Genomic DNA, 23997 nt, shown 5'->3' with positions numbered 1-23997 from the left:
CTCGGGTCGGGCCCACGGCTCCTCGGCGAACTCGGCGTACGCCTCGCCGCGCCACAGTTCGAGCCCGGCGCGCAGGAGCGCGTGGGCGCGGCCCGGGTCGTCGCCGCCGACGGCGCGCGCCTCGGCGAGCGACTTCTCGAACCGCCAGGCGTCGACGGCTTCCGCGGGCAGCCGGATCGCGTAGCCGGGTGGCGCGGTGACCAGCAGGCGGGCCGGGGCCCGGGGCTCGCGGGCCGGCTCCAGGAGCCGGCGCAGGTTGGAGACGTACGCCTGGAGGGAGGCGATGGCCCGGGGCGGCGGCTCGCCCCGCCAGAGCTGGTCGATCATCCGGTCCACGGAGACGACGTCGCCGCGGGCGAGCAGCAGCAGCGCGAGCACGGCACGTTGCCGGGGCCCGCCGAGGCCGACCTTGCCTCCGTCGACCTCGGCCTCGAAGGGTCCAAGCACCCGCAGCAGCATGACCGGGCAATGGTAGCCGCGCCGACCGTACCCGGACCGGTCGTCGCCGACATGGCACCGCACGCCTCCGACCTGGGGAAACGTCCGCGTCGACGATCCGCCTGCCCGGCAGTGACCGGCGGCGATGCGGGCGTGACCGGTCAGCCCTTGACCGCAGAACGTGATCGGCTTAGCTTCATCAATCAGGAAAGTCTCCTTACTAATTTCCCTCCACCGACGTGGGAGTGCCGATGCGACCATTCCGCCACCGCCGCCTCACCGCTCTCGTCGCCCTGACGACCATGCTCGTCACCGTCGCCCCGCCGACCGCCGCGAGCGCGGGTGGCCGCCCGGACCACCGCGACGGCTACCACCGGGTCGGCTACTTCACCCAGTGGGGCATCTACGGCCGGGCCTTCCCGGTCAAGAAGCTCGACACCTCCGGAGCGGCGAGCCGCCTCACCCACGTCAACTACGCCTTCGGCAACGTGAGCGAGGACGGACGCTGCTATGTGGACGGCGGGCCGGGCGAGGGTGACGCCTGGGCCGACTACCAGCGTCCCGTCCCGGCGCAGGAGAGCGTCGACGGCGTCGCCGACACCTGGGGTGAGCCGCTCAACGGCAACTTCGGCCAGCTCGCCAAGCTCAAGGCCAAGCATCCCGACCTGAAGGTGTTGATCTCGCTCGGCGGCTGGAGCTGGTCCACGTACTTCTCGAACGCGGCCCGCACCGACGCCTCCCGCAAGGCGTTCGTCGCCTCCTGCATCGACCTCTACCTCAAGGGGAACCTCCCGAACCTGGACGGCGGCAGCGGCGGCCCGGGTTCGGCCGCCGGCGTCTTCGACGGAATCGATCTCGACTGGGAGTGGCCGAACTGGCCGGGCGAGCCGGGCAACGTGATCCGCCCGGAGGACCGGGAGAACTTCACCAAGCTGCTCGCCGAGTTCCGCAAGCAGCTCGACGCGTACGGCCGGCAGACCCGTAAGCACCACCCGCTGACCGCCTTCCTGCCGGCCAACCCGGCAGCCATGGACGCCGGGTTCGAGGGTCGCAAGATCTTCAAGTACCTGGACTTCGCGACGGTCCAGGGGTACGACTTCCACGGCTCCTGGGACGCGGTGACCAACCAGCAGTCGGCGCTGCGGGTGCCGGCGGGTGCGCCGGACGACCCGGACTTCTCCGTCGAGGTGGCGATCGACGGCTGGATCGCCCGCGGCGCGCCGCGCGGCAAGCTGGTCCTGGGCATCCCCTACTACGGGCAGGGCTGGACCGGCGTCACCGGCGGTGGGGACGGCCTCTTCCAGCCCGCCGCCGGGCCCGCGCCGGCCACCCACGCTCCCGGATACGAGGACTACAAGCAGCTCAAGACCCTCGCCGGCAACGGCTACACCGTCCACCGCGACCTCCGCGCCGGGCACGCCTGGTTGTTCGACGGCACGACGCTCTGGACGTACGACGACCCGGCGGTCGTGCTGCAGAAGACGCTCTACATCCGGCGGGCGGGTCTGGCCGGCGCGATGATCTGGTCGTTGGACGGCGACGACGACAACGCCACCCTGACCAAGACGATCGGCCTCGGGCTCACGACCCGGTAGCCCAACCTCGTAGCACTGCAGACCGGCCCGTCCCCGAGCGACTCCTCGCCCGGGGAGGGGCCGGTCTTCGTGCGCGCGAGGTGGGCGGCATCTCAGCTGTCGAAAATCATCTATGCGTTCTTCGCCGGGCGGACACACGCCGGGTGTCCGGGACCACGATGATCCATCACGGTCTATCGATTCCGGACGCAGGAGTGCACCATGCTCGACAGAAGCAGCAAGGCCCGGCGATCCCGGGTGGCGAGGGCCCTCACCGCCGCGGCCGCCACGGCGGCACTGGCGGCGGCGCCGCTCGCCGCGCCGACGCCCGCGAGCGCCGTCGTCAGCCGGGCCGACCTCGCCCTCCGCTGGGCGCCCATCCACTACCAGGACGTCGACGCCACCGGAGCCCACTCGCTCGGCGGCCAGTCCGACTACATCGCCAAGGTCGACTTCGACGGCGACCTGAACGGACGCAACAACTGGGACCGGGCCGGCCAGGCCGGGACCTCGCTCGCGGCGCACGCGTACTACTCGGTCGTCGAGACCAGCTCCCACTGGTACATCACGTACCTGTTCTTCCACCCCCGGGACTGGACGGACCACCCGTTCTTCGAGACCGAGCACGAGAACGACGGCGAGGGCGTGCTGTTCGCGATCGAGCGCGACGGCTCCACGTACGGCGTCCTGCGCGCGGCCGTCACCGTCGCGCACAGCGACTTCTACTCGTACACCCCGGCCGGCAGCACCTGGACGGGCGGCACCGAGAGCGTGGACGGCACGCTGCAGTTCCAGTCGTCACCCCACGACGCGTTCACCCACCCGGTGACGGCGCAGGAGGCGCAGGGTCACGGTCTGAAGGCGTACCCGCAGTACGCGATCAACGGCGACGGGTTGGTCTACTACCCGTCGACCGTCGCCGAGACGCCCAGCAACGGCAACGACCGCGACGTGCGGTACCGGCTGGTCGACATGTTCGCCGCCGACGGCCTGTGGGCGCAGCGGTCGAACGGGAGCCTCTTCGCCAGCCTCGGCACCTTCGCCGGCGACACCTCCGGCGACTGCGGCTCCGGCACCTGGAGCTGCTCGACCAACTCGGCCAACGCGCCCTGGGGCTGGGACGACGGCAACGACGTGCCCGCCCGCGGCGAGCTGGCGAGCAACCCCGCGAAGTTGTCGGCCGAGTACTTCACGATCCCGGCCGGCCTGGCCCGCACCTACACCTACAACCCGTACGCCGGCGCGGCCGCGGCGCTCGTCGAGGCGGCCCGGACCGCACCGCCGACCATCGACTGACCGGACGCCGGGGTGCGGCCGGCGCGGTCGGGTCGGTCGCACCCCGGCGCGGTACGGGATTGGGGCCAGCCCGCGTCAGGGCACGGCGGTGAGGCGGGCCAGGCGGGCCGGCGTGGGCCAGCGCACGTCGTACGCCATGCCGGCCTTCTCGAGGAGCCAGATGACCCGCGCGGAGATGTCGACCTGGCCGGGACGCACGCCGTGCCGGGCGCACGTCGGATCGGCGTGGTGCAGGTTGTGCCACGCCTCCCCCATGCTCAGCACGGCCAGCGGCCAGAAGTTCGCCGACTTGTCCCGGGCGGCGAACGGCCGCTCGCCGATCATGTGGCAGATCGAGTTCACCGACCAGGTCACGTGGTGCAGCACGGCGACCCGGACCAGCCCGGCCCAGAAGAACGCGGTCACCGCGCCCCACCACGACCAGGTGATGAGCCCGCCCATCACCGCCGGCGCCACCAGCGTCAGCGCCGTGCACGGGCCGAAGAGGCGGTGGACGACCAGCATGTCCCGGTCGGCCAGCATGTCCGGGATGAACCGCTCCTGGTTGGTGAGCTTCCGGTCGAGGATCCAGCCGAGGTGCGCGTGCCAGAAGCCCCGCGCCAGGGCGACCGGCGAGGTGCCGAACAGCCAGGGCGAGTGCGGGTCACCCTCGCGGTCGGAGAAGGCATGATGCCGGCGGTGGTCCGCCACCCAGTGCAGGATCGGGCCCTGCACGGCCATGCTCCCCACGAGCGCCAACATGATCCGTGTGCCGCGCCGCGCCTTGAAGGAGCCGTGGGTGAAGTAGCGGTGGAAGCCGACGGTCACCCCCAGACAGGTGAAGGTGTACCAGCCGGCCGCCAGGGCGATGTCCACCCAGCTGAGGCCCCAACCCCAAGCAAACGGGATCGCGGCGATCAGCCCCAGGAACGGCACGATCACGAAGAGGTAGACCATCAGGTGCGCCGGCAGCGGGCGGCGGCCGCCGAAGAGGTTCTTCGACATGCGCCCGGGGCGCTGGCGCCGTGGGTCCCCCGTGGTAGCAGTGGCCATGGCAGGTCCTCGCTTCGGTTCGCTTCATGAGGCCAAGGCAGCCGAGGTGACAGCGTCTCGGCAAGCCCGTTGGCGGAGACCACCCTCGGGATGGACGGTAGCCCAGGTGAGAGACCGGGAACCCGCCAGCGGGCGAACCGCTCCCGCACGCCGGATTAACCAGGTAAGCTGATCAGTCGCGCGGGCCCCCGTCGGCCGTTCGCCGGACGACCCATCTCACCTGCCGCGCAGGCGTTCGAGCCCGTCCAGGATCAGGTCGAGGGTGAACTCGAATTCGACCTGACCGTCGCACCACCCGAGGGTGGGATCGCCGGCGTCGTGGACCTCGGCCGCCACCATCGCCGTCACGTGCGGCAGCGCGTCGGCCATGGCGGCAAGATCCGCCTCCGCGGCGTCGGTGTCCGTGCTCCCGCCGGCCGACGTCGGACTGAAGATCTCCTGCGTGAACCCGAGCGGCAGGCTCCCGAACGCGTGCAACGCCCGGTGCGCCAGGCGGTGGCTGAAGCCGGCGCCGACGAGCGTTCCCACGATCGCGTCGTAGTACGCGTACACGCCGGGCGGGATGGTCCGGCGCGAGCTCAACAACCCGGGCGCCCACGGGTGGCGCAGCATGACCTGACGCGCCGCGAGGAACCGCCGCCGCAACCGCGTACGCCAGTCGCCGTCGACGTCGAGGTGGCGGGGCGCGGCACCGATCTCGGCGACCACGGTCTCCGCGACACCGTCGAGGAGACCTTCCTTGCCGGGCAGGTGGTGGTAGAGCGACATGGCCTCGACGCCGAGGTCGGCGCCGAGGCGACGCATGGTGAGCGCGGGTATTCCCTCCGCGTCCGCCAGGGCGACCGCCGCCGCCAGCACGCGTTCACGGCTGAGCGGCCGCCGGGGAGCCCGCGCGGTCACTGGTCCGTCCACACGCGTCGGAGTCTTGACATCACCTGGTTACCTTACAACGTAAGGTAGGTGGTCGGATCGCGATCACCTCGATGATCCGGCACGCCCGCAGAGGAGGCGCCATGCCCGCGCTGATCCGTACCGCCCGCACCGCCGGGCTGCTCTATCTCGGCCTCGCCATCGCCGGCGCGGTCGGTTTCCTGCTCATCCGGCCGCAGCTGTTCGTTGCCGACGATCCCGGCGCTACGCTCGCAAACCTGGTCGAGCACGAGTCACTCGCCCGCGCCGGCGTCGCCTTCGAACTGCTCATCGTCGTCACCCAGGCGCTCGCCGCGGCCTGGTTCTACCGCCTGTTCCGCGCCGTCGACCCGCTCGGCGCCGGCGGCGTCGCCGCCTTCGGCCTCGTCAACGCGATCGCGGTCCTCGTCAGCGCGGCACTGCTCGCCACCGCCGTCGAGGTCGCGCGCGACCCGGTCGGCGACACGGCCGCCACCGTCCAGCTCCTCTACCTGGTGAGCGGCAACCTGTGGGGTGTGGGGGCGCTGTTCTTCGGCCTGTGGCTCATTCCCATGGGTGGTTGTGTGCTCCGCTCGGGCTGGATGCCGCGCCCGCTGGGCTGGGTCCTGATCGGCGGCGGGATCGGCTACCTGCTCGGCGCCTTCCTCGGCTACCTGGTCCCCGACGCCCCGGCGGTGGCCGACGCGCTCGCGTTCCCGGCCACCGTGGGCGAATTCTGGATGATCGGGTACCTGTTGGTCCGCGGCGTCCGTCGCCACGCGCTTCCCGAAGCGCCGTCGGATCGACCGAGTCCCGCACCGGCTCCCGCGGCCTAGTGGACGCGGCACGGGGACCGGTCCGCGAGACCGGTCCCCGTGGCCGGCGCTAGGCGGTCTCCGGTTGGCCGGTCACCAGGTCGTGCCCGTACCTCGGCGGGTGGGCGGCCTGGCGCGTCTGCTTCGCACGGTAGAGACGCTGGTCGGCGACCCGCATCAGGTCGTCGAGCGTGCACCCGTCCTTCGGCGCGGTCGCCGATCCGATGCTGGCCGAGGTGTGCTGCCGGACCGCGGCCGCGATACGGCCGGCCACCGCGCGCGCGACGCTGTCGTCGGCGTCGGTCAGGACGATGACGAACTCGTCCCCGCCGCTGCGCGCGATCGCGTCCTCGGGGCGCAGCACACTCTGCGCCGCGGCCACCGTCCGCCGCAGCATCTCGTCGCCCGCGAAATGCCCGAGGCGGTCGTTGACGAGTTTGAAATCGTCCAGGTCCAGGCAGAGCACGGACACGGCGGGACGGCGGCAGCCCTGGAACAGATCTTCGGCGAACTCCGCCAGGCCGCGCCGGTTCAGGGCGCCGGTCAGCGGATCCCGCGCCGCCAGGGATCGCAGTTGGGAACGCTGCCGCACCATGATCCGCGCCTGCGTGGCGCACACCGAGGTCAACACCAGCATGCCGGCGACGTAAACGAAGACGTGACCGGGCCGGGTCTGCTGCCCGACGCCGGCCACGGCGAGGTACGACCCGACGGTGAGCGCCTCGAGCCCGATCATCAGCCGCAGGTGCGGGGTGTAGCTGGCGACGAACACGGCCGTGGTCACGAACCCGAGCGTGGTCGGCGAGGCGGCGCCGCCGTCCCAGTAGGCGCCGGCCGCCACCACCGTGAGCGTGACGAGCAGGGTGGTGAACGAGATCAGGTAACCCGAGGCCTTCGTGGTCACCATTCGCGCCGCCCGCAGGCCGACCAGGCCGGCCGCCATCCCACAGCCGAAACCAGCGACCATGAGCACCCGGTTCGGCTCGCCGAAGGTCATGAGGCAGTAGCCGATGGCGACGCCGTGCGAGACGACATGCAGCCCCGCGCTGAGCGCCATCCTCCGCCGGCGCTCGCTCACCCCATGGTCCACCGCACCCACGGCCTCCTAACGACGAGTTCGGGCGACGGCGAGAGACGGTCGGTGGGCGCGGCCCCGCCGCTGTCCGACCTCTCTGACCAGGCATCGTCGCATTCGGACATTGAATGTTGCGGAACAGAACACCGTCAATGGCTGCCCACCGCCACCGTCCGAACGGGCCACGAATTCACACCGGGAGTGACGGTCGACGCGACGGCGCGTGGCGGCGGCCCTCCGTTCGGCGACGGTGATTCCGGCCGGGCCGGTAGCGTGTCCAGGATGCGGCTCACGGTTCTCGGCGGGTGCGGTGTCTGGCCCGAGGCGGGCCAGGCATGCAGCGGCTACCTCGTCGAACACGACGGGTTCCGGTTGCTGGTTGACTGCGGTTACGCCACCGTTCCGCGGCTGCTGGCACACCTCAGCGTCGACGACGTCGACGCGGTGTTCATCAGCCACGGTCACCCTGACCACTGCGCCGACCTCAATCCCCTGCTGCGCGCCCGCGCGCTGCGCGACGACCGGCCTCCACCACTACCCGTGTACGCGCTACCCGGCGCGCTGGACGCGGTGTTGGCGCTGGACCGCCCCGGCATGCTGGACGCCGCCTACGCCCTGAACGAGGTCAGCGCCCGCGACCTCGACATCGGCCCGTTCCGCGCCGAGACCCGGCTGCTGCCGCACTGGGTGCCGAACGCGGGCGTGCGGCTGGCCGCGGGCGGCCGGGTGCTGGCGTACACCGGTGACAGCGGCCCGAACGCGGACGTGGTCGCCCTGGCGCGCGACGCCGACCTGCTGGTGGCCGAGGCCACCTACGTGCGGGAGGTGCCTGAGGACTCGGTGGGCTACCAGTCGAGCGCCCGCGACGCGGGTCGGCAGGCCGCGGCGGCCCGTGCCGCACAGCTTCTCCTGACCCACCTTCAGCCGGGTACGGATCACGAGGCCGCACGGGCCACGGCCCGCGGCGAGTACGACGGTGTGGTCGGGGTCGCCGCCGCCGACGTGGTGGTCGAGCTCTCCTAGCCACGTGACGCCGTCACGCCCGGTCCGGAGGCGCGGCCGGCGGTCCGGGTGCGCCGACAAGGGTGGGGCGAGCGGTGAGTCGACCCGGTCAGCTCTCGGCTGCGGCGCGTTGCCGGCCGCGCCGCTTGGCGACGTACGGCAGCGCGAACAGGTACAGCCCGGTGATCAGGAGCAGTGCGAGCGGAAGCAGCGGCACGTAGGACACCCAGAGGACCGGCTCTTCCTGTGCCAGCGCCACGAACGTGACGATGACGGTCACCGTGAAGGTGACGGCCAGCCAGCGGTGGAACTGCCGAGCCCACTTGTTCCAGTTCAACGGGACCTCCTCGGAGTGACGGGCGACCCGGCGACCTGCCGGGCGGGATGTCGGATATCGACGACGGCCACGCTAACTGCGGCGCGACGACCGGCGCTTCTCGATTCCTGACCGGTCTGACCGGCCGACTCGGGTCACCATCACGACCCCGGCCACCCCGCGGCGACCACGACGAAGGTGCCGGCGGGGAGTTTCCGGCGTTCAGGTGTGCGCGACCGGTCCGGCGGGCGCGGTGGTGCGCCCGTCCGTTGATCTGCCATCGGCTGGTCCGGCCGCCGCCGGTGCGGCGGTGCGCGCGGGAGACACCGCCTCAAGCCGGCGGACGTCGCGGCTGGTCAGCATGCCGAGGACGGACAGCACCACCAGTGCCGCGAGGATCAGCAACGTGTTGCGGTTACCGATCGCGACGGCGGCGGGCCCGACCGCCACCTGGCCGACGGGGATGGCGACCCAGGAGCCCACCATGTCGTACGAGTAGACACGGGCGAGTCGGTCGGCCGGGATGTGCTGCGCGATCGACGTCTCCCAGGCCACTGCGAACTGTTCGACGGCCACGCCCACGGCCAGTCCCGCCGCGACCAGCACGACGACGCTCGGCACCAGGGCGAGCCCCAGCAGCAGGAACGACTCGGCGGACATGCAGACAACGCCCAGCAGCAGCAGCCGGCGTACGCGGATCCGCAGGGCGACCAACGCACCGACGACCATTCCGGCGGTCTGCGCCGCCAGCACGACACCCCAGGCGCCGCGGCCGATCGTTCCGTCGGCGATGGCGGGGCCGAGCACGTTCACACCGCCGACGAGCGCCGCGTTGAGGATCATGAAGCCGAGGACCACCACCCAGACCCAGGTCCGGGCGGTGAACTCGACCCACCCTTCCCGCAGGTCGGCGACGATGCTCGTGCGGGCGCTCTTCGCGGTCGGGGCGGCGACTCGGACTCCGGCGAAGGCGGCGGCCGCGATGGCGAACGTGAGGGCGTCGATGGCGAGGCCCCAGCCGGGCCCGACAGCCGCGACCAGGAGTCCGCCGAGCGCGGCGCCGCCGATCATGCCCGCGTTCATGCCGAGCCGGACGATCGCGCTCGCCGGCTGGATCAGGTCCGCCGGCACAGTCTGCGGCGTCACGGCGGCCGAGGCGGGCTGGGCCAGGGCACTCACGATGCCATTGGCCGCGCCGAGGGCCAGCAACAGCGGGATCGACGCCGTGCCGGTGAGCACCAGGGCAGCCACCGCCGCCTGGGTCAGCGCGCCGAGCAGGTTGGAGCCGACGAGCACGACGCGGCGTGGGAGCCGGTCGGCCACCACGCCGCCGAAGAGCAGGAACAGCACATTCGTCAGCGATCTCGCGCCGACGACCAGGCCCAGGTCGCGGACGGAGCCGGTCAGATCGAGCACGGCGAAGGCCAGCGCGATCGGAGCGATCCCGTTGCCCAGCATGTTGACCAGGCGGCCGGCCGCCAGGTAGCGGAACGCGGCATATCGCAGCGGAGCGAACACCCGACCCTCCCCTCCAGGACCGGGCAACGGTACCGCTGAGGTGGATCTCACCGGAGGTGGGTGGAGGGGCCGCCGACGTGTCGCGGCCCCGGTCCACACGGTACGGAGCGCTCACGATCTGGCGGGCGCGGACCTCACACGGCGAACACCTGGGCGTCGTCGGCGAAGGCCTTGAACTCCAGGGCGTTGCCCGCGGGGTCGTGCAGGAACATGGTCCACTGCTCGCCCGGTTGTCCGGCGAATCGCAGGTACGGCTCGATGACGAAGCTCGTGCCGCCGGCCCGCAGCCGCTCGGCCAGCTCGTGGAACTCCGGGATGGTCAGCAGGAGCCCGAAGTGCGGGACGGGCACGTCGTGGCCGTCGACCTGATTGTGCGCCGACGTCGGCCGGGACGGGGCGAAATGTGTCACGAACTGGTGGCCGCGCAGGTTCCAGTCGATCCAGGTCTCCGCGCTGCGTCCCTGCTCACACCCGATGATCTTCCCGTAGAAGTGGCGGGCGGCGTCGAGGTCGTCGACGGGCATGGCGAGGTGGAACCGGGGGATGGTCGAGTGGGGCGTGGTCACGGCGCTGGTCCTTTCTCGAAGGGGTCCGTACCCGGCGTCTTATCACACCTCGATGCGGGCGCACCAAGACGAACAAGGGGAAGTCATCGCGCGGATCCGGTTGGCTGGATGGCGTGCGCCGGTGCCGGCGCCGGCCGGGTGTGGCGCAGACCCCGGGTGAGCAGCAGCGTCGTGACCAGCGACAGGCCGGCCAGCACCGCGACCGCCCGGTGTGTCGGCATCAGGTCCGCGACCGCCCCGGCCAGGGCCGCGAACACCGCCTGGCCGGTGAGCATCCCGTTCTGTTGCAGGCCGAGCACCTGACCACTAGCGTCCGGCGGAGAGTGCGCGATCAACTGCTCCTGCAGCGGCAGCGAGACCGCGAAGCCGAACGAGGCGACCAGGGCGAGGAGCATCGCCAGGGGCAATCCCGGGCCGAGCAGGAAGGCGAGGTACGGCACGGGTAGCAGGAGCCGCAGCGGCAGGACGCACCGCTGGCGCGCCACCGGGGACAGGAACCGCCCCACGAGCACGTCACCGGCGAGCATGCCGAGGGCGCCGGCGGCGAAGAGGAAACCCGCCCGGTCGCCCGCGTACGGCAGGAACAGCGCCTCGCAGCCGACGACCAGACCGCTGGGCAGCCACAGGTTGAGGTAGAGCGACCGCCGTCCCGGATCCGCCCACAGCTCGCGGTTGATCCGCAGGGTCCGAGCCGTCGACGTGGGCTGCCCGGTCCGGGCCGGGCGCTCCCGCAGGCCGAACCAGGTCACCGCCACCGCCACGGCCCGCAGCACGGTGGCGACGAGGAACACCTGGTACGGGCTCAGCCAGACCAGCAGCAGACCGCCCGCTCCGAAGCCGGCGATCTGCATGACGCCCACGCTGACGTTCATCGTGGAGCGGCCCAGCACGTACGCGCCGGCGGGCAGGATGTCGTTGATCAGCGCCCACCGGGCGCCGCCGGTGACCGACCCCGCGTAGGCGACGAGCAGGATGACGGCGAACCGGACGCCCAGCGGCAGCCCCGGTACGACCTGCAGCGCCGCCCCGGCGAGGGCGACCAGCGCGGCGAGGGTCAACGCGCGGCGCGGCGGAAGGCTGTCCGCGGCGGAGAGCAGGGTCAGGCTGCCCAGCACGCTGGCCAGCGGCGCCCCGAACATACTCAGCGCGGTGAGCAGGGCCGAACCGGTCGCGGCGTAGGTCAGCGAGCCGAGGGCCAGCGACGAGGTGGTGTGTGCGGCGATGCCGGCGCAGTTGGCCAGGAAGAGGTTGCGGAATTCGTGGACGGCGAACAGATCCGAGTACGTCCTCACGCCCATGATCCTCGGGGCGCGCCGATGCGGGTCGGTAGAGTTACGGCTGGAGGCGAAACATGACCGTCTGGCAGGTACCGGTCGACCTGCTCGCGCGCGGCCGGTTCGTCATCTCGCCGATGACCGACACCGTCGCCGCGCTGCGGGCGCTGCACAGCCCGCGTCGCCCGTGGCAGCACGCCTGGCGGCGGCCGCATGTCGACGCCTACCAGCGGATGTTGGCGCGGCGGCCGGCGGTCCGGGCGTTGCTGGCGGCGTCGTTCGAGCCGCGGTGGACCGCCGACTTCCTCACCCTCGCGCCCCCGACGTCCGCCCCGACCTTCGCCGAGGAACTGGCCGTCGTCGCCGAGCGTGCCGACGAGCAGATCCGCGCCGACCTGCGGGCAACCCGCCCGGGGCCGCTCGCCGACGTCCTGTGCTCGGACGGGCTGACCGAGCAGGCGGTCTACCTGCTCGACTGGGTGTGGACACACACGGTGCGGCCGGAGTGGCCGCAGCGGGAGCGCCGGCTGCGGGCCGACATCGTGGCCCGCACGGCCCGGCTCAGCACGCAGGGCTGGGTGGGTGTCTTCAACGACCTGCAGCGCAGTGTGCGGTGGCTGGGCGACGGCCGCCTCGAGGTCAACGCGTATCCGGCTCCGCCGCTGCCGCTCGACCGGGCCGACCAGTTGGTGTTCGTCCCGGCGCACTGCGTGCGGGGCTGGGTGGTGTGGGACCAGCCGACGCGGTTCGGCATGGTCTACCCGGCCAGCGGCATCCTCGCCGACGCCACCCCGCCGCTGTCGGGTGGGCTGGACCGGCTGATCGGCGCGAACCGCGCGGCCATCCTCGTCCGGCTGGCGACACCGCTGAGCACGTCGCAGCTCGCCGCGGTCACCGGGCTGTCCCTGGGCACGGTCGGCGACCACCTGCGGGTGCTGCTCGACGCGGGCGTGGTGGCCAAGCGTCGGTCGGGGCGGGAGGTGTTGTACTGGCGTACCTCACTCGGCGCCGCCCTGGCCGGCGCGGCACCGGAGCCGACGACCATCGGCGCCACGTCGGCCTGAATCGGGACGACGCCCGTGGCGGGCCGTTCGCCGAGCCGGCCGCGGCGGAACGGCGGTCGTCGGGGGTCGACGGGGTCGAGCCCGCGACCGTGCGGGGCCCGCCACGCCCGCCCCGGGGAGCGGCGTGTGCGGGCCGGCCGGCCTCGTCAGGGCTGGTGCGCCGCGGTGCCCGCCGGCAGGCGGGACAGCGCGGTCGCGAGTAACCCGGTCAGGGCCCCGGAGTCCCCGGGGGAGCCGTTCGGGCGGTTGAGGAGCACGACGACGTCGCCGCGCCGGCCGGTCACCCGATCCGGCCCGGCGTAGGCCTCGTCGCCGACCCCGGGCAGTGCTGGCCCGAGGCTGCGGCCCATCAACAGGGCGATCCGGGCCATCCTGCCGCCGCGGCCGACGTGGACGACGAGCACCGTCGCGCGCCGGCCGTCGACGAACGTGGCGACCCCGCGCACCTGGCCCGTGGCGTCGGGGCGGGCCAGCGACACCCGCGTCCCGAGTGCCGCGCCGACCTCGGCCGCCGTGAGCAGACGCTCCGGGTGGATCCGCGCCCCGTCGGCGGTCGCCGGCAGGACCGCGCCGGCCAGCGTGTCCTCGTCGTCCGCGTCGTCGAACGGCTCGACGATCTCCGGTGCGGGCCGGTGCACGGTGACCCGCATGACCCGGCGGGTCCACGGGCGGACGCGCGCGGTGACCACGTCGCCGACCCGGCAGGTGCCCGCGATCTCCTCGGGCAGGACCCAGGCGCGAAGCTGGTCGGCACGGCCGTCGTCGACGACCAGGTAGTGGTTGACCGGGATCGAGCTGCTGCTGTCGGAGGACCGGAACTGCCAGACCTGGTGCCAGAGCACCTCGCCGTTGACGTCGACCGGCGCGACAAGGTCCATCAGCACCCGGACCCCGAGGTACGCGGCGTAGCCGAGCAGCACGAGGCCGGAGGCGATGACGCCGAGCTCGACCGGGTCGATGGTGGACAGCCGCGACCAGAGGCTCGACTCGTCCGGGTACGAACCGGCGGTGGGACTGATCAGTTGGCCGCCGGCCACCCGGGACAGGGTCCAGCCGACCATGCCGGCGAGGATCGCCCGGAACACGATCCAGCCCAGGGGCTGGCCGTACCGGGGCTGTCCGGAGGGGTATGTGACCCGCACCTGGCGCCACCCGCCGCCGTACGACGACCAGAGTCGCTTCCGGTCGGCCAGCCCGAGGTGGATCACCTGCGAGGCCACCCGGGTGACGCCCAGCGCGGCGCCGTACGGCAGGTAGCGGTCCCACACCGCGACGGCGGCCGGCGGCAGGTCGGCGAACGACTCGTGGCCGGCCAGCCAGCGGCGCAACCCGAGCCAGCGGGCGGCGGCGGCCTGCCCGGCCGGGGTGTCGCGTTCGCCGAGATCCTTGCCGGCGATGCCGATCAGCGCGCCCGTCGTGACGACGAAGGCGGCGAAGGAACCGAATTGGTCGTCCCCGATCCGGCGGATGTAGTGCCAGACGCCGACGGTGACGCCCGCGGCGGCGACCGCGCCCAGCACGGCGAGCACGGTGACCATGACCTTGGAGAACCGCCTGCGGGACAGGCCGCGCTGTCGGGCGTCGGCGATGACGTACCGCCGCATCCGTTTCGACCAGCCGGCGGCGCGGCCGGCGTCGGAGAAGCTCAGCGCGGTCAGGGGGACGACGCCGTCGACCGCGCGTTCGGTCACCCGGTCGTGGACCAGGCGCTCGTATCGGTGGAGATCGTCGGGCGACCGGCCGGTCAGGTGAACCGTGGTGTGGCGGGGATCGGCGTCGGCCTGGCGTAGCTCGACGTATCCACGCGCGGCGAGATCGAGGAGGGTGGACTCGGCGGCGTCGACGGTGACCTGCCACCGGTTGGCCAGCAGGTTCACCACCGCGGGCGGCTCCTGGCCGGGGATCTCCATCGCCGCCGGAGCCGCGGTGACGCTCGCCGGGCGGTTCGACAACCGGGCGAGCCAGTAGACGGCGGTCCAGACGGCGAGGCTGACCACCGGCAGGCCAACCTCGATGACCAGATCTTGGACGTTCATCGGCACCGACTCAGAACCGGACCGAGAGGTCGGCGCGCTCGACGCCGACAGCCTCGAAGTACGCCTCGACACGGAAACCGCCGAGTCCGGCGATGACATTCGTGGGCAGGGTCTGCACCGCGGTGTTCAGCGACTGAACGGCGCTGTTGTAGAACTGGCGGGCGTAGGCGATCTTGTCCTCGGTGGCGGACAGTTCCCGCTGCAGTTCCGCGAAGTTCTCGCTGGCCCGTAGCTGCGGGTACGCCTCGGCCAGAGCGAACAGCCCGCCCAGCGCCTGGGTCAGGGCGCCCTCCGCCGCGACCCGATCCGCTCCCCCGCCCCGCGTGCCGGCGGCCGCGGCCCGGGCCGCGGTCACCGCCTCCAGGGTGGCCCGCTCGTGGCCGGCGTAGCCCTTCACGGTCTCGACCAGGTTGGGGATCAGCGAGTGACGGCGCTTGAGCTGCACGTCGACCTGCGCCCAGGACGCCTGCACCTGCGCCCGCAGCCGAACGAGACGGTTGTAGCCGCTCACCGCCGCCACCACCAGGACGACCAGCAGCAGCAACAGGACCGCCATCACGATCATCAGCACCAGGGTCCCGCTCACGGAAATCACCTCTCGCTCGACGTGCTCCGCCGGGCACCTCGCGGCGGTCGCACCCATGATGATCTCTCGCGTCGGCAAGGGAATCGGCCCTGTCGGCGATGCGACCGTCCACCGTCCGGTTGGCTCGGCGGCCAGGTGGGCCGGGGCGCGGACGGCCGGTGTCGGGCCGGTGACCTACGCGTGAACCGCGACCTCCGCGTCGCCGAGCGGACCGTTCCGGGTTGTCCTCGGCGCGCTCACCCGGACGCGGGTTCGCGGGAAATCCCATCGACGGTAAGGTGTCGCACGTCTCATGTAGACCGCGGCGGGTGGGGTGGGGAATGCCGATCACGGGCCAGCGGGTGGCACGCCGGACCCTCGGCCGACGGCTGACACGGCTGAGGGTGGCGAGCGGAAAGACCCGCCGGGAGGTGGCCGAGGCGAGGCTCGGCATCTCCGAAGCGACGTTGCACCGGATCGAGACGGGCAAGGTGCCGGTGACGGCGGCGAACGTGCGGGCGCTGTGCTGGCTCTACGGCGTCGACCAGAGCGTCACGGACGTGCTGGCCGAGCTGGCGCTGGGGACCTCGCAGGAGGAGTGGTGGGACTCCAACCCCGTGATCCCGGACTGGTTCAAGCTCTACGTCGGCCTGGAGGCCAGCGCCTCCCGGATCAGCACCTACTACGGGGAGATCATCCCCGGCGAGTTGCAGACCGAGCAGTACGCGCTGGCGGTGTTCGCGGCCGAGCGGGCAGCCGACGACGAGACCGCGCGGCGGCATGTCAAGCTGCGGATGCAGCGACAGAAGGCGCTCTTCGCGCGTAAGCCGGCACCGCGCCTGGTGTTCATCCTCGGCGAGAACGCGGTGGCGCGGCCGGTGGGCGGCAAGGCGGTCCTGGACGCGCAGTTGGACCATCTCCGCGACATCGCGAGGAGCGGCGCCGCGGAGATCAGGGTTCTGCCGTTCTCGGTCGGCGCGCACGCGGCGATGGCCGGCGCCTTCCGCATTCTGGACTTCGACGACCCGGACGACCCGGACACGGTCTACCTCGAGTCGCACGTCGGAGCGGTCTATCTGGAGGAGCCGCACGAGGTCGACGAGTATCGACGGATCTTCCAGCTGACCTACGACGCCGCCATCGCCCTGGAGGACCACGCCTGAGCCGGCCGGCACGTAGGTCTCCCCCGCCCAGCCGCGGGGAACCCGCACCACCACACACTGAAGGGACGTCATGGCTGGTACGAGCAGCGGCGGCGAAGCGAAGCCGGCAACCGCGGCCAGGATCTACGACTACTACCTCGGCGGCACGTACAACTTCCCGGCAGACCGCGAGGCGGCCGAGAAGATGATGCAGGTGCTTCCGCTGGGCCCGAAGCTCGCGCAGACCAACCGGGCGTTCCTGCGGCGCGCCGTTCGTCATCTCGCGGAGTCCGGGGTACGGCAGTTCCTGGACATCGGTTCGGGCATCCCGACCGAGGGCAACGTCCACGAGATCGTCCAGCAGGTCGCGCCCGACGCCCGAGTGGTCTACGTGGACATCGACCCGGTGGCGGTGGCCGAGAGCCTGGAGCTTCTCGACGGCAACGAGTTCGCCGACGCGATCAGAGGCGACCTGCGCGAGCCCCAGTCGATCCTCTCGCATCCGCAGGTCAAGGCGTTGATCGACTTCGACCAGCCGGTCGGCCTGCTCCTGGCCGCGGTCCTGCACTTCGTGCCCGATGACGACGTGGCCTACGACGCGGTGGGACAGCTGCGCTCGGTGCTCGCCCCGGGGAGCTACCTCGTCATGTCGCACGCCACGGCCGACGAGGGAGAGCGTGACCAGGACGATCTCGACGTCGCCCACGAGATCTACCGACAGAGGACCGCCACTCCGCTGGGGCTGCGCAGCCGGTCGCAGCTCGAGCGGTTCTTCACCGGCCTCGACCTGGTCGAGCCGGGCATGGTGTGGCTGCCGCAGTGGCGGCCCGCCCCGGACGACCCGCAGTACTTCACCGCCGACCCGAAGCAGAGCTCGGGCCTGGCGGCCGTGGGACGGGTCGTCTAGGCGAGAACGCGTCGATACCCGACAGAGCCCGCCGGTACCGCCGGCGGGCTCTGTCATGCGCCTACGTCAGAAGCTGGTCGAACTCTCCCCGCTTCGCGCCGTAGAGGAACGAGTCCCACTCTTCCTCGGTGAACCGCACGACGCCGGCCGACGGGCTCTTGCTGTTTCGGACTTCGATCAGACCTTCGTGGCGACGAGCTTCAACGCAACTGCCCCCGTTGCCCGTAGACCTGCTGGACATGATCCACCCAATGTTGTCAGGCACCAGCTGCTCCTCTGTGGACGGCGTACGCCGGCCGATCTTCGTGGGATTTTCGTCCCGCACAGCTACGGACGGATCGGTCACGCTCCGTAGCGGTTGGCGGGAATCGACCGGGATGAGAATGCCTACTTTTCCCAGCCCACCGGCCATGCTCCACTCCCTACACCATGAACGCGCGCTCTCGTATGGAGATCACGCCCACGTAGGGTAACTGAGAATCGCCGCCGTGCACGATGTCGCCATGACACCTTGTCGCCGTGAAATCTTGCACGGGCCCGTTTGCGCTGCCATGCTCGTCCATGCCCGGCTTCAGCAGATGGGGCCATGTCGACCCATCAGGACGGAGGGTGATGATGATGTCCGCGCCGCCGCTCAGCCCGAACCACGCCACGCTGGTCGGCGCGACTCCACCCGACACAATCGGCGCCGGAGACCGGGTGTGGGTCCGGCGCGCCGGCTCGTGGCGGCCTGGCATCGTCCTGCAGTCGAACGCCTCCGCGGCCACGGTGCGATACCGCCCGTCGGAGACCATCGGCACCGGGGTGGACACCGTCACCCGCAACAGCCTCCGCCCGCGGCACGACCACGACCCCTACCTGGACAAGGCAACGGTGGCCGATCCCGACCGGCCCGCGCCCGCTCTGGCGACCCGCACCAGCGCCCGGACCGGGATCTGACCCGCGCGCTGTCGTTGATCAGTCGCTGCATGCCCGCCGCGCGCGGCACACTGACGCGATGGACCGTCCCGCCGCCTTCCTCGCGGACCCGCCGCCAAGCCCCGCTGTGACTGCCGCCTACGAGGCCGACCTGGCCTCGGACGGCTACGTCAACAACCTCACGCGCGTCTGGTGCCGACGGCCCGACGTGCTGGCGTCCTTCCAGGCCGTGCGTACGGATCTCCTCGCCGCCTCGCGCCTGTCGGCCCGGGAAGTAGCCGTCATGGTCGCCGCCACCGCCGCCACCCTTGGGGACGCCTACTGTGCGCTGGCGTGGGGATCGCGGTTGGCCGAGCTCACGGACGAGGCGATCGCGGCCCGAGTGCTCCGCGGCGTCGACAGTGACCTGACCGAGCGGGAAGCCGCGCTGGCTGGTTGGTCCCGCCAGGTCGTCGAGGATCCGAATTCCACCACCGAGTCGGACGTGGACCGTCTGCGCACCGCCGGTCTCGACGACCAGGAGATCTTCGAGGCGACGACGTGGATAGCGTTCCGGCTGGCGTTCTCCACCGTCAACGACGCGCTCGGCGCGCGGCCCGACACGCAGCTGGCCGACAAGGCGCCGCCGGCCGTACGCGACGCCGTCGCGCACGGCAGGCCGGCCTGAGGGCGTACATCACCTCTGGCTCGGGCGCCTTGACGGCGCCGCCCCGCCGGTGATCAGTATGGAGCGCCCGACCGACCAGCCCTCGTGATGGGCCGGCCGGCCGGGCAGTGGCAGCTGGGGTGCTCAGCTGCAGGTGTTGAGCATGCTCTGCAGGGCGGACTTCTCCGACGACTGCAGGGTCAGGCCCCAGTTGTACTTCACGGTGATCCACATCTTGCTGTAGGTGCACCGGTACGACGACAGCGGCGGCTGCCACGTCGACGGGTCCTGGTCCCCCTTGGCCTGGTTCACGTTGTCGGTCACCGCGATCAGCTGCGGCCGGCTGAGGTCGTTGGCGAAGCTCTGCCGACGGCTGGTGGTCCACGAGCTGGCGCCGGAGCGCCACGCCTCCGCCAGGGGCACCACGTGGTCGATGTCGACGTCCGAGGCGGCCGTCCAGGTGGCGCCGTCGTAGGGGCTGTACCAGCGCCCGGAGGTCGCGGCGCAGGAGCTGTCCACGACCACGGAGCTGCCGTCGCGCTTGAGGACCTGCTCGCGCGTGTTGCAGCTGCCGCTCACGGTGATCCAGTGCGGGAACAGGTCCCGCGAGTAGCCGCTGGTCGACCCCTGAGCAGCCACCGTCAGCGCGTTCAGCTGCGACTGCGCGGTCGCCTTCGACGGGATGCCGGGCGGCGTCGCCGACGCCGGCGAGGCGTTCACGACGGCGAGGCAGGCGGCGGCGAGCGCGGTGGCGACGCCGGCCACGACGTGGCGCCGCAGGTTCCGGCGGGTGGAGAGTGCGGTGGTCGACATTGATGAGTCTCCTCGTCAGTGGATGGACAGCAACCGTCCCTGACGATCATGTCGATCGACGTACATGCTCGTGACCGGCTGCGGTCCGGCCATTGAGCATTCGGCATCGATCCGCGCTCCGCCCGCGACGACGGCGACCGGCGGTATCAGGTACGGTCGCCGACCGCGGTGTCCAGTGACGGCGTGACCGCGCGTCCGACCAGGTGCGCGGCGAACAGCGCCGTCGTGAGTACGACCAACGCCAACAGGATCGGCAGCAGGATCGTCACCGGCGCCAGCGCGGCGACGACCAGGTTCACCGCCCGGCGGCCACCTACCGGGCGGCGCGCACGTCGCCACACGAGATGGTCCGCGAGGAGGTAGACGACGACTCCGCACGCCAGCGTGACCTGTCCGACCATCGCCGAGGCGTCGGCACCACGCGCCGGCTGCGGCAGGGTCGTCCGTAGCCCGAAGGCGACGAGCACCAGGCCGACGACAAGGATCAGGTGAAGGTACGCGTAGGCGTCGCGGGCCAGGGCACCTCGTTGCCTGCTCGTCCGCAGTTCGGCGAACCGCTGGCCGACGACGACGTCGGTGCCGACGTAGGTCCACCACAGCGCGGAGATCAGGGCGCCGCTGAGCGCCACGGCGCCGAGGGTGGATGCCGAGACGGGTGCGTCCCCCACGGCGATGCCGGTGGAGATGACCGCTTGACCGAGTGCGATGAGGATTATCAGGTTGAAGCGACCCATCCAGCGGCTGACCGAGTGGAGTTGCCAGTACCGGGATCGGATGAGGTATCCACCACCCACGTCGATGAGGATGGCGGCGATCCAGCAGAGTGTGGTGAACGGTGTGAGCGGACTGCCCGCGCCCGGTGCGGTCAATACCGCGCAGAGCAGCAGGAGGATCCCCACACCGGTCGGCACGGCCGCCCGGACGACGGGGGCTCGGAGGGTCGCGTCGTGCCGGACTGCCAGCCAGAACGAGGTCAGGTGCAGCAGACGCACCGCCGCGTACGAGGTGACGACGATCAGCGGTGCCGGCAGTCCGCCGGCGACGTAGCTGAACGTCTGGGGTGTGGCGATGCCGAGAATCAGAGTCATCGCCACCGCGGCGAGGACCATCAGGCGCAGCACGTTCTGCGCACCCCGGATCGTCGTGGTGAACCAGGTGTAGTTGACCCAGGACCACCAGATCAGCGAAAGAACGGCGATCCCCTGGAGCACTCCGACCGTCGACGGGTCTCGGGTCATCAGCACGGTGACCTGGATGAACGCGTACACGAAGACCAGGTCGAGGAAGAGTTCCTCCGGGGTGGCGTCGACCTCCCGGCCGACCGTCGCCGCGACGGCTCGGTGCAGCTGGCGGTGGCGGCGGCGCAGCAGTGTCACGTGGGCCGACACCACCACGACCAGGGCCCCGGCCAGGAGCGTCAGCGATCCCAGGACTGGCAGCTGACGGGCCGGCGCTACGAGCACTGCCACGAGGGCGAGGCCGAGCAGCGGCCCTCGGCCGACCCGCCGGACGGTGCGCCACTCGAAGGCGACCAGGCCGAGCAGGTACAGGGCCACGCCGCCGTAGAGAGCCGTCGGGTCTGGCGTCGCCCCTGGTTCGGTGTGGCCGGTGCTGCTGTCGTTCAGGGCCCTCTTCAGCCCGTAGGCCACCAGGATGAGTCCGGCGATCATCGGCAGATGCAGCAGGGTGTAGGCGTCGCGGGCGAGCAGCGTCCGCACTCGAGGCGGGGTGGCCTCCAGCGCCTGTTCGCCGGCGGGCGCGGCAATGTCGAAGTACGCCCACCACAGGAACGCCACGACGACCAGACCGAGCATCGATCCGGCGAGCACGGTCCAGGTGATCGGCTGGTCGCCGACGAAGCCGCGGCTGGTGCCGATCGAGATGATCGTCTCACCGAGCGCGATGAGCATGATCAGGTTGTGGCGTTCGGCCCAGTGCCGGACCGACGTCAGCTGCCATGTCCCGGCGCCCGGCGCCCGCAACCCGAGGTAGTCGACGGCGATCGCGACCGCGAAGAGCACGAGTTGGAGCGCTTCGGCGCCTGGACCGGGTGGGAGGTGGTAGGGCAGCAGGACTGCGCACAGTAGGAGTGGAGCGCTGCCGGTCAGCGGCAGCCAGGCACGCCGGGCTGGGACGACTGAGCCCCGTGATCCTCGCCGGGCACGGGAGATGACCAACAGGGACCCGACCCGGGTCGCCAGGAAGGCGCCGACGAGGACGAGGGGTGCGGTCAAGCCGGTGGGAATGTCGACGAAGACTTCCGGGATGGCCACGGCGACCAGCAGGATCGCGATGGCCGACGCGAAGACGGCGATCGGCAGGGCACCGCGGTCGAGCCGGACCAGGTTTCCCACCCAGGCGTACCCCACCCAGCTACGCCAGAGCAGCAGCACCACGAGCCCGCCCTGAAGCAACCCGTCCAGGGCTGGACGTTCGGACATGAGGTGGGTGACGTTGAGGAAGGCGTAGACGAAGACCAGGTCCAGGAAGAGTTCCGAGCGCGTCACCCCGCCGTGCGTCGCGGCCTTGATCGGTCCGGCCGACCCGGATGCGCCCCGCGGGGTCGCCTCCCCACCGCTGCCGTTCACGCACCTACTGTGCCCACGAGGGCACGCTCGGGGGGCGGAATCGCCATGCGGTGCGCCGTCAGGGCGGGTCCGCGCGGGCTGGCGAGGCACTGGTCACGACAGGCCGTCCGGCTCGGTCGTGCCGCGCTCGGCTACCGGCCGGACTGGGGTGTCGCCATCGTCGTTCCGGTCCGGAGGGTCGCCAACGCGCCGCTCCAGGCCGCCAACTGGTCGAGCATCGTGTTCACCGCACCCTCCTGGTGCGCGCCGGGTGTGAAGACGCTGAAGTTCTCGAAGTCGGTGAAGAGCGACAGGGCCACCTGCGCCCGGACGTCCGCCACCTGCAACTCGGCCATCACCAGGCGCAGGTGCTCCACCGCACGGGTGCCGCCGACGCTGCCGTAGCTGACGAAGCCGGCCGCCTTGTTGTTCCACTCCGCGTAGAGGAAGTCGATCGCGTTCTTCAACGCGCCGGACGTGGAGTGGTTGTACTCCGGGGTCACGAAGACGTACCCGTCGTACGACGCGATCTTCTCGGCCCACTGCAAGGTGTGTGGCTGGCTGTACTGCCCGAGCGACGGCGGCGCCATCTCGTCGAGATGTGGCAGGTTGAAGTCCTTGATGTCGACGAGTTCATACTCGGCGTCGACGCGCTTGGTGGCGATGTCGTGCACCCAGCGGGCCACTGCCTCGCCGTTCCGGCCGGGACGAGTACTGCCGAGGATGATGCCAATTCTGGTCATGCCGCACTTCCTTCCGGATTCCCGGCGCTCTGGTGAGCCGGCGGCGTATACCCCGTCTGCGCGGCTTCGAACTGGCCCCGCGGTGGTTCGGCGGCCGACGCCGGGTTCCGCGGGGTCAGGGCTGACAGCTCAGTTCGGCGTGGTCCTGGCCAGGGCGGAGTCGATCAGGGTCGCGGCGGCGGCGCGGGCGTGGCCGGCGGCTTCGCTGGTGCCGGCGATGGCGGCGGTGGTCTGCGCTCCCTCGGCGAGGATGGCGAGTTGGAAGGCCAGCGACGCGGGGCCGCCTGCCTCGGCGATGAGTTCGGCGATCCGCGTCTGGAACTGGGCCTTGTGCTCGCGGACGAGGTCGGCGACGCGCGGTGTGCTGGCACCGAGTTCACCGAAGGTGTTGATGAAGACGCAGCCACGGAAGTCGTCCTCGTCGAACCACCGGGCCAGCATGTCGTAGACGGCGAGCAGTCTGGCGCGGGGCGTGTCGCCGGTCGCGACGGCCGCCTCGACGAGTTCGTTCCAGAGCTGGTGCCGGCGGTGCAGGACCTCCTCGACGAGCCTCTCCTTCGAGGGGAAGAGCTGGTAGAGGCGCTTGAGGGAGACACCGGCCTCGGCCCGTAGGGCGTCCATACCGACCGCCTGGACGCCGCGGCTGTAGTAGAGCCGGTCGGCGGCGGCCAGCACCTTCTCGCGGATCGCCTCGTCCGCCTGTGTCGGCATGTTTCCCCTCCTGCTGCCCGGTGACGACGCTCACGGTGTGCCGCCCGCCGAGGGACTGGCGCCGAGAACGCTCGTTCTCTAGGCTACTCCA

At 71.5% G+C, this 23997-nt stretch carries 24 protein-coding genes; 10 read left to right on the top strand and 14 right to left on the bottom strand.

Annotated features, from left to right (window positions below; translation table 11 throughout):
* Nucleotides 1-81 precede the first annotated feature (81 nt).
* The 3 genes from O7603_RS03425 to O7603_RS03415 all read left to right on the top strand — a co-directional run bounded on the left by O7603_RS03425 (nucleotide 82) and on the right by O7603_RS03415 (nucleotide 3308).
* Entirely contained in the window at nucleotides 82-735 is a 654-nt protein-coding gene (locus O7603_RS03425) for a hypothetical protein (RefSeq protein ID WP_281574219.1), read from the top strand.
* Nucleotides 690-2033 carry a glycoside hydrolase family 18 protein gene (locus O7603_RS03420; protein WP_281574218.1) on the top strand — a complete coding sequence of 448 codons (1344 nt, stop codon included), beginning with the start codon at nucleotides 690-692 and terminating at the stop codon, nucleotides 2031-2033. The genes O7603_RS03425 and O7603_RS03420 overlap by 46 nt, the downstream gene beginning before the upstream one ends.
* A gap of 201 nt (nucleotides 2034-2234) precedes the next feature.
* A complete protein-coding gene (locus tag O7603_RS03415; RefSeq protein ID WP_281574217.1) occupies nucleotides 2235-3308 on the top strand; it encodes a hypothetical protein in 1074 nt (357 codons plus the stop codon).
* Between the two features lie 75 nt (nucleotides 3309-3383).
* Here O7603_RS03415 and O7603_RS03410 read toward each other — a convergent pair whose 3' ends face one another.
* Both O7603_RS03410 and O7603_RS03405 read right to left on the bottom strand, forming a co-directional pair.
* Nucleotides 3384-4292 (bottom strand): acyl-CoA desaturase, encoded by a 909-nt coding sequence (locus O7603_RS03410; RefSeq protein WP_281576582.1) that lies wholly within the window; start codon nucleotides 4290-4292, stop codon nucleotides 3384-3386.
* A gap of 264 nt (nucleotides 4293-4556) precedes the next feature.
* A complete protein-coding gene (locus O7603_RS03405) occupies nucleotides 4557-5240 on the bottom strand; it encodes a TetR/AcrR family transcriptional regulator C-terminal domain-containing protein (RefSeq protein WP_281574216.1) in 684 nt (227 codons plus the stop codon).
* A gap of 113 nt (nucleotides 5241-5353) precedes the next feature.
* Here O7603_RS03405 and O7603_RS03400 point away from each other — a divergent pair, with 113 nt between their 5' ends.
* Nucleotides 5354-6064: a DUF4386 domain-containing protein gene (locus tag O7603_RS03400; protein WP_281574215.1), complete on the top strand. Its 711-nt coding sequence runs from the start codon at nucleotides 5354-5356 to the stop codon at nucleotides 6062-6064.
* Between the two features lie 49 nt (nucleotides 6065-6113).
* On the opposite strand, the gene O7603_RS03395 is transcribed toward O7603_RS03400, so the two are convergent.
* Complete coding sequence (locus tag O7603_RS03395) at nucleotides 6114-7121, bottom strand: GGDEF domain-containing protein (RefSeq protein ID WP_281574214.1); 1008 nt, start codon at nucleotides 7119-7121, stop codon at nucleotides 6114-6116.
* A gap of 279 nt (nucleotides 7122-7400) precedes the next feature.
* Between O7603_RS03395 and O7603_RS03390 the strand changes: the two genes are divergently transcribed.
* Complete coding sequence (locus O7603_RS03390; protein WP_281574213.1) at nucleotides 7401-8141, top strand: MBL fold metallo-hydrolase; 741 nt, start codon at nucleotides 7401-7403, stop codon at nucleotides 8139-8141.
* 88 nt (nucleotides 8142-8229) lie between these two features.
* Here O7603_RS03390 and O7603_RS03385 read toward each other — a convergent pair whose 3' ends face one another.
* From O7603_RS03385 to O7603_RS03370, 4 genes are all read right to left on the bottom strand, one after another.
* Nucleotides 8230-8457 carry a hypothetical protein gene (locus O7603_RS03385; protein WP_281574212.1) on the bottom strand — a complete coding sequence of 76 codons (228 nt, stop codon included), beginning with the start codon at nucleotides 8455-8457 and terminating at the stop codon, nucleotides 8230-8232.
* Nucleotides 8458-8658: 201 nt separating this feature from the next.
* A complete protein-coding gene (locus tag O7603_RS03380; RefSeq protein WP_281574211.1) occupies nucleotides 8659-9954 on the bottom strand; it encodes an MFS transporter in 1296 nt (431 codons plus the stop codon).
* A gap of 134 nt (nucleotides 9955-10088) precedes the next feature.
* A complete protein-coding gene (locus tag O7603_RS03375) occupies nucleotides 10089-10520 on the bottom strand; it encodes a VOC family protein (RefSeq protein WP_281574210.1) in 432 nt (143 codons plus the stop codon).
* A gap of 83 nt (nucleotides 10521-10603) precedes the next feature.
* Nucleotides 10604-11812, bottom strand: a complete 1209-nt coding sequence (locus O7603_RS03370) for an MFS transporter (protein WP_281574209.1) — start codon at nucleotides 11810-11812, stop codon at nucleotides 10604-10606.
* A 59-nt stretch (nucleotides 11813-11871) separates the two neighbouring features.
* On the opposite strand from O7603_RS03370, the gene O7603_RS03365 reads away from it, so the two are divergent.
* On the top strand, nucleotides 11872-12858 hold the full coding sequence (locus tag O7603_RS03365) for a helix-turn-helix domain-containing protein (protein ID WP_281574208.1): 987 nt from the start codon (nucleotides 11872-11874) through the stop codon (nucleotides 12856-12858).
* Nucleotides 12859-13004: 146 nt separating this feature from the next.
* On the opposite strand, the gene O7603_RS03360 is transcribed toward O7603_RS03365, so the two are convergent.
* Both O7603_RS03360 and O7603_RS03355 read right to left on the bottom strand, forming a co-directional pair.
* A complete protein-coding gene (locus O7603_RS03360) occupies nucleotides 13005-14894 on the bottom strand; it encodes a DUF2207 domain-containing protein (protein ID WP_281574207.1) in 1890 nt (629 codons plus the stop codon).
* A 10-nt stretch (nucleotides 14895-14904) separates the two neighbouring features.
* Nucleotides 14905-15480 carry a LemA family protein gene (locus O7603_RS03355; RefSeq protein ID WP_281574206.1) on the bottom strand — a complete coding sequence of 192 codons (576 nt, stop codon included), beginning with the start codon at nucleotides 15478-15480 and terminating at the stop codon, nucleotides 14905-14907.
* A gap of 320 nt (nucleotides 15481-15800) precedes the next feature.
* Between O7603_RS03355 and O7603_RS03350 the strand changes: the two genes are divergently transcribed.
* On the top strand, nucleotides 15801-16622 hold the full coding sequence (locus O7603_RS03350; RefSeq protein WP_281574205.1) for a helix-turn-helix transcriptional regulator: 822 nt from the start codon (nucleotides 15801-15803) through the stop codon (nucleotides 16620-16622).
* Between the two features lie 70 nt (nucleotides 16623-16692).
* Nucleotides 16693-17508: an SAM-dependent methyltransferase gene (locus O7603_RS03345; RefSeq protein WP_281574204.1), complete on the top strand. Its 816-nt coding sequence runs from the start codon at nucleotides 16693-16695 to the stop codon at nucleotides 17506-17508.
* A 61-nt stretch (nucleotides 17509-17569) separates the two neighbouring features.
* On the opposite strand, the gene O7603_RS03340 is transcribed toward O7603_RS03345, so the two are convergent.
* Nucleotides 17570-17920, bottom strand: a complete 351-nt coding sequence (locus O7603_RS03340; protein ID WP_281574203.1) for a DUF397 domain-containing protein — start codon at nucleotides 17918-17920, stop codon at nucleotides 17570-17572.
* A 206-nt stretch (nucleotides 17921-18126) separates the two neighbouring features.
* On the opposite strand from O7603_RS03340, the gene O7603_RS03335 reads away from it, so the two are divergent.
* Together O7603_RS03335 and O7603_RS03330 are read left to right on the top strand one after the other, a co-directional pair.
* Nucleotides 18127-18447 carry a hypothetical protein gene (locus O7603_RS03335; protein ID WP_281574202.1) on the top strand — a complete coding sequence of 107 codons (321 nt, stop codon included), beginning with the start codon at nucleotides 18127-18129 and terminating at the stop codon, nucleotides 18445-18447.
* Between the two features lie 58 nt (nucleotides 18448-18505).
* Nucleotides 18506-19093, top strand: a complete 588-nt coding sequence (locus O7603_RS03330) for a hypothetical protein (RefSeq protein WP_281574201.1) — start codon at nucleotides 18506-18508, stop codon at nucleotides 19091-19093.
* Nucleotides 19094-19216: 123 nt separating this feature from the next.
* Here O7603_RS03330 and O7603_RS03325 read toward each other — a convergent pair whose 3' ends face one another.
* The 4 genes from O7603_RS03325 to O7603_RS03310 all read right to left on the bottom strand — a co-directional run bounded on the left by O7603_RS03325 (nucleotide 19217) and on the right by O7603_RS03310 (nucleotide 23906).
* Nucleotides 19217-19885: an HNH endonuclease family protein gene (locus O7603_RS03325; protein WP_281574200.1), complete on the bottom strand. Its 669-nt coding sequence runs from the start codon at nucleotides 19883-19885 to the stop codon at nucleotides 19217-19219.
* 146 nt (nucleotides 19886-20031) lie between these two features.
* Nucleotides 20032-22473 carry a low temperature requirement protein A gene (locus O7603_RS03320; RefSeq protein ID WP_281574199.1) on the bottom strand — a complete coding sequence of 814 codons (2442 nt, stop codon included), beginning with the start codon at nucleotides 22471-22473 and terminating at the stop codon, nucleotides 20032-20034.
* A gap of 131 nt (nucleotides 22474-22604) precedes the next feature.
* Nucleotides 22605-23195 carry an NAD(P)H-dependent oxidoreductase gene (locus O7603_RS03315; RefSeq protein WP_281574198.1) on the bottom strand — a complete coding sequence of 197 codons (591 nt, stop codon included), beginning with the start codon at nucleotides 23193-23195 and terminating at the stop codon, nucleotides 22605-22607.
* Between the two features lie 129 nt (nucleotides 23196-23324).
* Nucleotides 23325-23906, bottom strand: a complete 582-nt coding sequence (locus O7603_RS03310; RefSeq protein ID WP_281574197.1) for a TetR/AcrR family transcriptional regulator — start codon at nucleotides 23904-23906, stop codon at nucleotides 23325-23327.
* Between the last annotated feature and the right edge of the window lie 91 nt (nucleotides 23907-23997).

It is taken from the genome of Micromonospora sp. WMMD812 (assembly GCF_027497215.1).
In the GTDB taxonomy this organism is placed as follows: Bacteria; Actinomycetota; Actinomycetes; order Mycobacteriales; family Micromonosporaceae; genus Micromonospora.
The sequence above is the reverse complement of the archived record's forward strand: the minus strand, read 5'-3'. Positions and strand labels throughout refer to the sequence as shown.